Source organism: Caulobacter sp. (assembly GCF_049283275.1).
Classification (GTDB): Bacteria; Pseudomonadota; Alphaproteobacteria; order Caulobacterales; family Caulobacteraceae; genus Caulobacter.
In genome coordinates this window covers 1-9,724 of the sequence record NZ_JBAPVS010000336.1, presented here as the reverse complement: position 1 = coordinate 9,724, position 9,724 = coordinate 1, and the positions used below count along the sequence as shown (strand labels likewise).

At 68.2% G+C, this 9,724-nt stretch carries 8 protein-coding genes and 1 pseudogene; 6 read left to right on the top strand and 3 right to left on the bottom strand.

Going from position 1 to position 9,724, the window contains the following annotated elements:
• A pseudogene (locus WAL33_RS19140) lies at positions 1 to 144 on the top strand (ATP phosphoribosyltransferase); the annotation flags it as partial.
• Positions 145 to 613: 469 nt separating this feature from the next.
• On the opposite strand, the gene WAL33_RS19135 reads toward WAL33_RS19140, so the two are convergent.
• Entirely contained in the window at positions 614 to 2,734 is a 2,121-nt protein-coding gene (locus WAL33_RS19135; RefSeq protein WP_422183310.1) for a M13 family metallopeptidase, read from the bottom strand.
• A gap of 111 nt (positions 2,735 to 2,845) precedes the next feature.
• Entirely contained in the window at positions 2,846 to 4,498 is a 1,653-nt protein-coding gene (gene ybaL / locus WAL33_RS19130; protein ID WP_422183309.1) for a YbaL family putative K(+) efflux transporter, read from the bottom strand.
• A 71-nt stretch (positions 4,499 to 4,569) separates the two neighbouring features.
• On the opposite strand from ybaL, the gene WAL33_RS19125 reads away from it, so the two are divergent.
• A complete protein-coding gene (locus WAL33_RS19125) occupies positions 4,570 to 4,818 on the top strand; it encodes a helix-turn-helix domain-containing protein (RefSeq protein WP_422183308.1) in 249 nt (82 codons plus the stop codon).
• Positions 4,819 to 4,856: 38 nt separating this feature from the next.
• Positions 4,857 to 6,629 carry a cation:proton antiporter gene (locus tag WAL33_RS19120; protein ID WP_422183306.1) on the top strand — a complete coding sequence of 591 codons (1,773 nt, stop codon included), beginning with the start codon at positions 4,857 to 4,859 and terminating at the stop codon, positions 6,627 to 6,629.
• A gap of 153 nt (positions 6,630 to 6,782) precedes the next feature.
• Here WAL33_RS19120 and spt read toward each other — a convergent pair whose 3' ends face one another.
• The gene (spt, locus tag WAL33_RS19115; protein WP_422183304.1) at positions 6,783 to 8,000 is read right to left on the bottom strand and encodes a serine palmitoyltransferase; all 1,218 of its coding nucleotides are present in this window, start codon (positions 7,998 to 8,000) and stop codon (positions 6,783 to 6,785) included.
• A 94-nt stretch (positions 8,001 to 8,094) separates the two neighbouring features.
• Between spt and WAL33_RS19110 the strand changes: the two genes are divergently transcribed.
• The 3 genes from WAL33_RS19110 to WAL33_RS19100 form a co-directional block, all read left to right on the top strand.
• Positions 8,095 to 8,760 (top strand): TetR/AcrR family transcriptional regulator, encoded by a 666-nt coding sequence (locus WAL33_RS19110; protein ID WP_422183302.1) that lies wholly within the window; start codon positions 8,095 to 8,097, stop codon positions 8,758 to 8,760.
• A gap of 81 nt (positions 8,761 to 8,841) precedes the next feature.
• Positions 8,842 to 9,486 (top strand): TetR/AcrR family transcriptional regulator, encoded by a 645-nt coding sequence (locus WAL33_RS19105; RefSeq protein WP_422183300.1) that lies wholly within the window; start codon positions 8,842 to 8,844, stop codon positions 9,484 to 9,486.
• The coding region (locus tag WAL33_RS19100; protein ID WP_422183299.1) for a biotin/lipoyl-binding protein at positions 9,483 to 9,724 on the top strand (242 nt) is incomplete at its 3' end. The genes WAL33_RS19105 and WAL33_RS19100, both read left to right, overlap by 4 nt.

The following is a 9,724-nucleotide window of genomic DNA, read 5'->3' as shown; positions in this document are numbered from 1 at the left end:
CTGCTGGCGGCCGCCGACCTGTTCGAGGCCGCCGCCGCCCTGGGGGCGGCCGGAGTCGAGCCGGTCACGGTTTCGCGCCCCGACTATGTCTTCGAGTCGCGCTCGGCGGTTTTGGACAAGCTTCGTGAACGTCTGACGCGATAAGTTTTGACGTAAGTGTCAGAAATCCGCTAGGAGATCGACGATAAGTTTGACCCGTCGGTCCAATCTAACCGTTTTATGTCAAAAATATGCGTCAGCCCTTATGGAATCCGGGTTGTTGCCGTTGACACCATCCCGGATTTGCCGTTTCTAACGGTTGCAAGGAAGAAACGGGCCCAAAGAGAGCTCCCTTCCTTCGGCGTTTCGGGGAGGAAACGCCCACCTAGATCGAATGATCGAGAAATAGCTGGACCCGTCGCGATTATCCCCCGCGACGGGTTTGGTGTATCTGGGGTCTGGTTTCTGTTTTTGACGCAATTGATAAAAACGGCGGCTCCGCGATGCGGGCCGCCGTTTTTGCGTTCGGGGACATGCCCTCGCGGCGTGTCCCCACCCGACGCACGGAGGCTAAACGGCCCGCGTGGTCTGGTGCTGATGGGGACACGCCGCAAGGGCATGTCCCCGGTCCCAGCTACCAGATCCGCACCCGCTCCTCCGGCGCCACATACAGCTTGTCGCCCGGCTTGACGTCGAAGGCGCCGTACCAGCCGTCCTGGTTCCGGATCGTGCCGTTGACGCGGTAATAGGCCGGCGAGTGGGGGTCGCTGACCACCTGCTGGCGCAGGGCGTCGTCGCGGATCTTCGAGCGCCAGACCTGGGCCCAGCCCAGATAGACCCGCTGGTCGCCGGTGAAGCCGTCGATCACCGGGGCCGGCTTGCCGCCCAGCGAGGCGTGATAGGCCTGCAGGGCGAAGGCCAGGCCGCCCATGTCGCCGATGTTCTCGCCCATGGTCAGGGCGCCGTTGACCTTGGCGCCGGGCAGGGGCTCGAACGCGCCGTACTGGGCGCCCAGCTTGTCGGCCTGGGCCTTGAACTTGGCGGCGTCGCCCGCGGTCCACCAGTCGCGCAGCACGCCCTTGCCGTCCGACTTGCGGCCCTGGTCGTCGAAGCCGTGGCTGATCTCATGGCCGATCACCCCGCCGATGCCGCCGTAATTGACGGCCGGGTCGGCGTCCGGATGGAAGAACGGGGCCTGCAGGATGGCGGCCGGGAAGACGATCTCGTTATTGACCGAATTGTAGTAGGCGTTGACCGTCTGCGGGGTCATGCCCCACTCGGTCTTGTCGACCGGTCCGTTCAGCCGCTCGACGTCGTGACGCCAGTCGAAGGCCGCCGAGCGGATGGCGTTGCCGTAGACGTCGTCGGGCCTGATCTCCAGCTTGGAATAGTCGCGCCACTTGTCGGGATAGCCGATCTTGACGGTGAAGTTGGCCAGCTTGTCCTGGGCCTGGGCCTTGGTCTCCGGCGACATCCAGTCCAGCGTGTCCAGGCGGGCCTTCAGCACCGTGCGGATGTTGCCGACCAGATCGATCATCTTGGCCTTGGAGTCCGGCGGGAAATAGCGGGCCACATAGACGCGGCCGACCGCCTCGCCCAGCTGGTCGTTGACCCTGGCGACGCCGCGCTTCCAGCGGGGCTTCTGCTCGGGCTGGCCGGCCAGGGTCTTGGCGCGGAACTCGAACTGGGCGTCGACGAAGCGCTTGGACAGCATGGGCGCGGCGTCGTCGGCCACCTTGAACGCCTGCCAGGCCTTCAGCGTGTCCAGCGGGGTGTTGGCATAGATCTGGGCGAACTTGGGGAAGGCGGTGTTGGTGGTCACCACCACGCGATCGATCGCGGGCAGCTCGGTCCCGACCAGATAGCGGTTCCAGGCGAAGCCCGGCGTCAGGGCCTGCAACTCGGCCAGGGTCACGGGGTTGTAGGTCTTGTCGCGGTCGCGGCGTTCGGCCCGGGTCCAGGAGGCCTGCGCCAGTTGGGTCTCGAACGCGACGATCGCCTTGGCGTGCTCGGCGGGCTTGTCCCAGCCGATCATGGTCAGGATCTGGGCGACATAGGCCTCGTAGGCGGTCTTCTTTTCGGCGAACTTGGCGTCGAGATAATAGTCGCGGTCGGGCAGGCTGAGGCCGCCGGTCGAGGCGTAGACGGCGTAGCGCGTGGGGTTCTTGGCGTCGGCCCCGATGCCCAGGCCCAGGATCGCCGAATAGCCGGTGGTCGGGTTGCGGCCCATCAGGGCGGTGAAGTCGTCCTTGGTCCCGACCTTGCGGATGTCGGTCAGTTCATCGGCGATCGGCTTGGCGTCCAGCTTCTCGGCCAGGGCCTCGTCCATGAACGCCTTGTAGGCGGCGCCGATCTTGACCGTGTCGGCGTCGGGCGCGGCGGCCGACGCGGCCTCGGTGATGATCGCCTTGGTGCGGGCCTCCGACAGCTCGGCCAGCTTGTCGAAATTACCGTAGCGCGTGCGGTCGCTGGGAATGGCGGTCTTGGCGTCCCAGGCCCCGTTGGCGAACTTGTAGAAGTCGTCGCCCGGCTTGACCGTGCGGTCCATGCCCGAGGCGTCGAAGCCCCAGGCGCCGTAGCGCGGCGACTCCAGCGACACGGCCGCGTCGCCGGCCGCCGGGGTGTCGGCGGCGACGAACAGCGACTGCAGGGTGCAGGCGTCGTTCAGGCAGGCGTGGTCTTCATGCGCTTGCGCGCCGAAAGCCGACAGGGACAGCGCGGCCATGGCGGCGGCGGCGAACCAGGTTCGTTTCATGAAGCAGCGATCCATTGGAAAATCCGAACCGCGATTTGGCCATTCCTGAGGCCGTTTCGTCCCTTACTTTTTTGTCATGTTTCAGAACGCGCCCCGACCTGGTGTCCGGACCTAGTGAACCGAGGCGGCCGGCGCCGGTCGTTTGGGCGCCAGGCCCAGCATGCCGCGTGCGATTTCCTGTTCGCCGATTAGGGCGTGGGTGGCGCCCATCTGGGTCAGTAGAGCGACGTCGGCGTCGGTATAGGCGCGGGCGATGATCTTGACCTTGGGGTTGGCGGCGCGGGCTTGTTCGATGATCCGGGCGGCCTCGAACGGGCTGGGCACGGCGACGAACAGGTGGGTGGCCTCGGCCAGGCCGGCCTTGAGCAGCACCTCGGGGCGCACGGCGTTGCCTTGCAGCACGTCAAAGCCGCCGGCCCGCAGTTCGTCGGCGCGTTCGCTTTCGTCCTCGATCACCACCAGCGGCATGCGGCCTTTCAGGCCCTCGGCCACCGCCTTGCCGACCCGTCCGTAGCCGACCAGCACGCCGTGGGGCTGGGCGGCGATCGCCGGGGCCACGGGCTCGCCCGCCCGACCGACCAGCTTGGGCAGGATCTTGTCGAGCACCGCGAACAGCAGCGGGTTGAGCAGGATCGACAGGATGGCCCCGGCCAGGATCAGGTCCTGGCCGTCCTTGGGCAGCAGCTTCAGCGACACCCCCAGGCTGGCCAGGATGAACGAGAACTCGCCGATCTGGGCCAGGCTGGCCGAGATGGTAAGGGCCACGCTTTGCGGACGCTTGAAGGCGATCACGATCAGCCAGGCCGCCAGCGACTTGCCGATCACGATGATCGACAGGGTCGCCAGCACGGCCAGCGGCTCGCGCAGGACCACCGACCAGTTGAACAGCATGCCGATCGACACGAAGAACAGCACCGCGAAGGCGTCGCGCAGGGGGAGGGTCTCGTTGGCGGCCTGCTGGCTCAGCTCGCTTTCGGCCATGATCATGCCGGCGAAGAACGCGCCCAGGGCGAACGAGACGCCGAACAGGGCCGCCGAGCCGAACGCCACCCCCAGCGCGATGGCCAGCACCGCCAGGCGGAACAGCTCGCGCGAGCCGGTGTGGGCGATGCGGTGGAGGATCCAGGGGATCACCCGACGGCCGACCACCAGCATCAGAACGACAAAGGCCACGACCTTGCCGATGGTGAGGGCGAAGGCGCCGGCCACGCCGCCGGGGCCGGGCGGCGGGGCCTCGCCGCCGAGCATTCCGGACAGGGCCGGAAGCAGCACAAGGGCCAGCACCATGGCCAGATCCTCGACGATCAGCCAGCCGACGGCGATGCGGCCGCGGTCGGTGTCGATCAGCCGTCGCTCCTGCAGGGCGCGCAACAGCACCACGGTCGAGGCCACCGACAGGGCCAGGCCGAACACGATGCCCGCCCCCAGCGTCCAGCCCAGCATGTGGGCCAGGCCGATCCCCATGACGGTGGCCGCCAGGATCTGCACCACGGCGCCGGGGATGGCGATCTTGCGCACCGCCATCAGGTCCTTGACCGAGAAGTGCAGCCCGACCCCGAACATCAGCAGGATCACCCCGATCTCGGCCAACTGCGGCGCCAGTTCCTGATCGGCCACATAGCCGGGGGTGAAGGGGCCGACGATCACGCCGGCCACCAGATAGCCGACCAGCACGGGCAGCTTCAGGCGATTGGCGATGGCCCCGAACACGAAGGCCAGGCCCAGGCCCGCGACGATGGTGGCGATCAACGAGGTATGGTGCAAAGGCGCTCCTTGACGGTCAACATTTTCGGGCGTACTCAACCAATATGGGTGACAAAACCTTGGAGCGCTAGATGCCCCACGCAAAAATTCTCCTGCCGGCCCAATGTCGCGGCGCGCGCGGCCTGCTGGGCTGGTCGCAGGGCGACCTGGCCGACAAGGCCGGCGTCTCGCGCAGCACGGTCAAGGACTTCGAGACCGAGCGCCACGCCCTGCACCATAGCACCGAACGCCTGCTGATCGACGCGCTCGAAGTCGGCGGCGTGGCGTTGATCGCGCCCGATGACGCCGGCGCGGGCGTACGACTGAAACTGGCCAGCTAGATCGTTCCAAGAGGAGACCCCACCACGTGGATCACGCGATGACGCCGGCGGATTACAAGGATCTGGTGCTGTTTCTGGCCACGGCGGGCATCGTCGCGCCGTTGTTCAAGCGGCTGAAGATGAATCCCATCCTCGGCTTCCTGATCGCCGGCGTGATCCTGGGGCCGTTCGGCCTGGGCGCGCTGAGCCACACCCTTCCCTGGCTGGACTACGTCACCGTCGACAACCCTCAGGAAATCGCCCAGCTGGCCGAGTTCGGGGTGGTGTTCCTGCTGTTCATGATCGGGCTGGAGCTGTCGTGGGAGCGGCTGCGGCTGATGCGCAAGCTGGTCTTCGGCCTGGGCGCCCTGCAGATGATCGGCTGCTCTTTGGCCCTGGGCGGCATCGCCATGGCGTTGGGCCAGCAGCCTGTCGCGGCCCTGGCCATCGGCGCGGCCCTGACCCTGTCGTCCACCGCCATCGCCGTGCCGGTGCTGGCCGAGCGCAAGCGGCTTCACGCCGAGGGCGGGCGGGCGACCTTCTCGGTGCTGCTGTTTCAGGCCCTGGCGGTGGCCCCGATCCTGATCACCCTGGCCATTCTCGGTCGAGGCGACGGCACGTTCGGCCTGCGCGACCTGCTGGCCCTGGGGCCGGCGGTGGTCGGCCTGGGCGCGATCGTTCTGTTCGGCCGCCTGGCCCTGCGGCCGATGATGCGCTCGGTGGCCAAGGCCAAGAGCGAAGAGATGTTCATGGCCGCCTGCCTGCTGGTGATCATCGGCGCGGGGCTGGTGGCGTCGCTGTCGGGCCTGTCGATGGCCCTGGGCGCCTTCGTGGCCGGCATCCTGCTGGCCGAGACCGAGTACCGCCACGAGGTCGAGGTCAAGATCGAGCCGTTCAAGGGCCTGTTGCTCAGCCTGTTCTTCGTGTCGCTGGGCATTCGCCTGGACCTGTCGCTGCTGGTCGCCTCGCCGGGCCTGGTGCTGGGCGTGGCCATCGGGCTGCTGGTCGTCAAGGGCGTGATGATCATGGGCTTGGGCCGGCTGTTCGGCCTGTCGAACCGCGCGTCGATCGAGGCCGCCCTGACCCTGGCGGCCGGCGGTGAGTTCGCCTTCGTGATCCTGGACAACGCCATGGCCGCCAGCGTGGTCTCCGACCAGGTCGGCCAGGCCGTGCTGGTGGCCGCGACCCTGACCATGTTCCTGATCCCGACGCTGTCGGGGATCGGCGGGCGCCTGGCCAGGAAGGCCGCGGCGCCGCTCGAAGAAGCGCCCGACCTGGTGGGCCTCCACAACGAGGAGCCGGCGGGCCGGGTGCTGGTGATCGGCTACGGCCGGGTCGGCCGGCTGGTCGGCGACATGCTGGACCGTCACGCGCTGCCCTGGATCGCCATCGACCGCGACCCGGGCTTCGTCCAGCAAGGCCGCCGCAACGGCCATCGGGTCTATTTCGGCGACGCCTCGCGGGTGGAGCTGCTCGAGCGCTGCGGCCTCGACCACGCCCGGGCCGTGGTGGTGACCATGGATTCGCCGGAAGCCGCCGAGGCGGTGGTCGCCGCCGCCCGCGGTCATCGCCCCGACCTGACCATCGTCGCCCGGGCCCGCGACGCCCGCCACGCTGCCCGCCTCTACGAGCTGGGCGCCACCGACGCCGTGCCCGAGACCATCGAGGCCAGCCTGCAGCTGTCCGAAGCGGTGCTTGTCGACATCGGCGTGCCCATGGGCCTGGTCATCGCCTCGATCCACGAGCGGCGCGACGAGTACCGCAAGGTCTTGAACCGGCCGGACGCCCTGGGCGGGAAGAGGAAGCGGCTGCGGGACGCTGGAAGGGTTTAGGCCGGGTGTTCGGGAAGCGAAAACCTCGTCCTTCGACAAGCTCAGGATGAGGTTTTCTACCGCAGCGCCTCAAATGGTCCTCATCCTGAGCTTGTCGAAGGACGAGGACCAGTCGCGGCGGCGGAACGTCGACGAACCCGAGCCGTCGGCCGGCTAACCCTTGGCGGCCAGCCGCGGCTTGGGAATCGCGCCGTAGGCCAGGCCCAGGTCGATCAGAAGGGCGCTCAGCCCGTCGATCTGCGCCTGCGAATGCGCGGCCGAGATCGCGCATCGCAGCAGGCTTTCGCCCGACGGCGTGGCGGGCGGCAGCCCGATGTTGACGTAGTAGCCGCCCTCCAGCAGGGCTCGCCAGATCGCCAGGGTCGTCTCCTCGGACTCCAGGCGGACGGCGACGATGGGACTGGGCCCCGCGCCCAGCTGGAAGCCGGCGTCGCTCAGGGCGGCGTGGAACCGATCGATGTTGCGCCAGAGCTTTTCGCGCAGATCCGGCCGCGCCTGGACGGCCGCCAAGGCGGCGCGCACCGAGGCCGCCGTCGCGGGCGGCAGGGAGGCGGTGAACATGTAGGGCCGGCAGGCCACGCGCAGGATGTCGAATTGCTCGTGGTTCGACGCGCAATAGCCGCCGACGGCGCCCAGGCTCTTGGAGAAGGTGCCGACGATGAAGTCGACCTGGTCCAGCACGCCCTCCTGCTCGGCCAGGCCACACCCGCGCGCGCCCAGCACGCCCATCGAATGAGCCTCGTCCACGAGGATATAGGCCCCGTGCCGACGGCACACCTCGACGATGGCCTTCAGGGGCGCGGTGTCGCCGAGCATGGAATAGATGCCCTCGACGACCACCAGCTTGTTGCCCGGCTCGCCGGCCAGGCGTCGCAGGCGCGCATCCAGGCTGGCCGGGTCATTGTGCTTGAAGCGGATCGCGCCGGCCTGGGTCTGCTTGCAGGCGTCGTAGATCGAGGCGTGGCTGTCGGCGTCCAGCAACAGGAAGTCGCCCGCGCCGACCAGGGTCGAGATGATCCCGAGATTGGCCTGGTAACCGGTCGAGAACACCATGGCGTGGCGCATGCCGTGGAACGCGGCCAGCTCGCGCTCCAGCGCGACGTGGTCGGAGAACGAGCCGTTGGCGATCCGCGAACCGCAGGTGCCGGTCCCCTCCCGCCGCGCCGCCGCGACCCCGGCCTCGATGCAGGTCTCGTCGAACGAAAGGCCCAGATAGTTGTGGGTGCCGACGGTGACGGTCCGGCGGCCGTTGATGATCGCCTCGCTCGCCGAAAGCAGCCGGTCCATCACCACGGCTGTGGGCATCGGGCCGACGGCGCGGGCGGCTTCGTAACGGGCGGCCAGGCTGGAGTGTGCGTCGAAGATGCCCAAGGGAGTGCTTTCTGAAATCGACCCCGCGAGGTCGGCGTACGGTTCCGTTTGCTTGAAATTGGAATACAATCCAAAAATGGCGACGGCAACGAAAATGGAACCTAATCCACATTTAGGCCTGGCGCTGCGTGCGCGAGGCAAGGCGCGCCGCTGCGCCAAGATCATCGCGGCCGCTTCCGATCTCTGGCGCGAACACGGGATCGACAAGGTTCCGCTGAGCCAGATCGCCGCCGCCGCCGAGGTGTCGCCGCAGACCATCTACAACCTGATCGGCGGACTGGACGCGATCGCCCTGGCCATCATGAACGTGGCGCTGGATCGGGTGGAAGCGGCGCTCTCCGGCTCGGTCGCCACCGGCGTCGACCTGGCGTTAGAGGCTGGGCGTGTCTCGGCCCAGATGTATGTCGATGACGCACGCCTCTACCGTCAGGTTCTGGTCAGGATCCCTCGCGTGCTGTTCGAGGGCACCCACCTGGGACGCGACGCCGCCGAGATCGCCGTGCAGGCGATGATCCAGGCCCAGGCCGCCGGCCAGGTGTCGAAGGCCGTCGATCCGGACCGCCTGGGGCGGGCGATCTACTCCAGCTATCTCGGCGCGATCTACGATTGGGCGTGCGGCGACGCCAGCGACGCGGTGTTCCTGGAAACCAGCGAGGTCGCGGTTCTCGCGCCGGTGGCGGCCTGCGCGACCGACGCGGCCAGACCCGCCTTGGCCGCGCGTCTTTTCGAACGTCTGGGTGCGAACGGGGCGGCCGGCTAGGCTTGCGCGTCGGAGCGCGCAGGCTTGTGCGAGGCGCATTTTCGTATATAACTGACCCGTCAGTTATATACGAGCTCCACCATGCAGCCTGGCCAACCCAAGTGGCGACGACGCAGCGAGGCTCGGCCCGGCGAGATCATCGCCGCGGCCCTGGTGGTGTTCTCCGAAAAGGGCTTCGCGGCCGCGCGGCTGGATGACATCGCCGCTCGGGCCGGGGTGTCGAAGGGCGCGCTCTATCTTTATTTCGAGACCAAGCAGGACCTGTTCCGGGCGGTGGTGCGCGAGACGATCGCGCCCAACCTGCAGGCCGTGGCCGGCTTCATCGGCCAAAGTCCGCTGCCGTTCGGCGACTTGATCCGCCTGGTCTTCGCCCGCATCGGCGAGCTGATGACCGACGGCCGGCTGGGGGCGGTGGCCAAGATGGTGATCGGCGAGTCGCGGAACTTCCCCGAGCTGGCCAAGGTCTGGCACGAGGACGTGGTCTCGGTGATGCTGGGCGCGATGAGCGGGGCCGTGGCGACCGCCCAGGCGCGCGGCGAGGTGCGGCCCGGCGATCCCCAGCTCTATGTGTTCAGCCTGGCCGGGCCGGTGTTGCTGGGCGTGTTGTGGCGCGAGGTTTTCGTGCCGGTCGGGGTCAAGCCGATCGATCTGAAGGCCTTGCTGGCCCAGCACGTCGAAGTCGCCCTTAGAGGCATGCTGGTCCAAACGGGGGAGGGGCGCGCATGAAGCCTCCGGTTCGCATCGGCCTGGCCGTGGCGGTGGTCCTCCTGGTCGGCTTCGTCGCCTGGCGAATCTGGGGACCGGACGCGGCCCATCCTCGCCGGCTGTCGGGCTATGTCGAGGGCGAGACGCTGTATGTGGGCGCCTCGGTGGCCGGGCCGGTCAGCACGGTGTCGGTCCAGCGCGGCCAGCGCGTGGCCGCCGGCCAGCCGCTGTTCGCCCTGGACGCCGCCCAGCTGGTGGC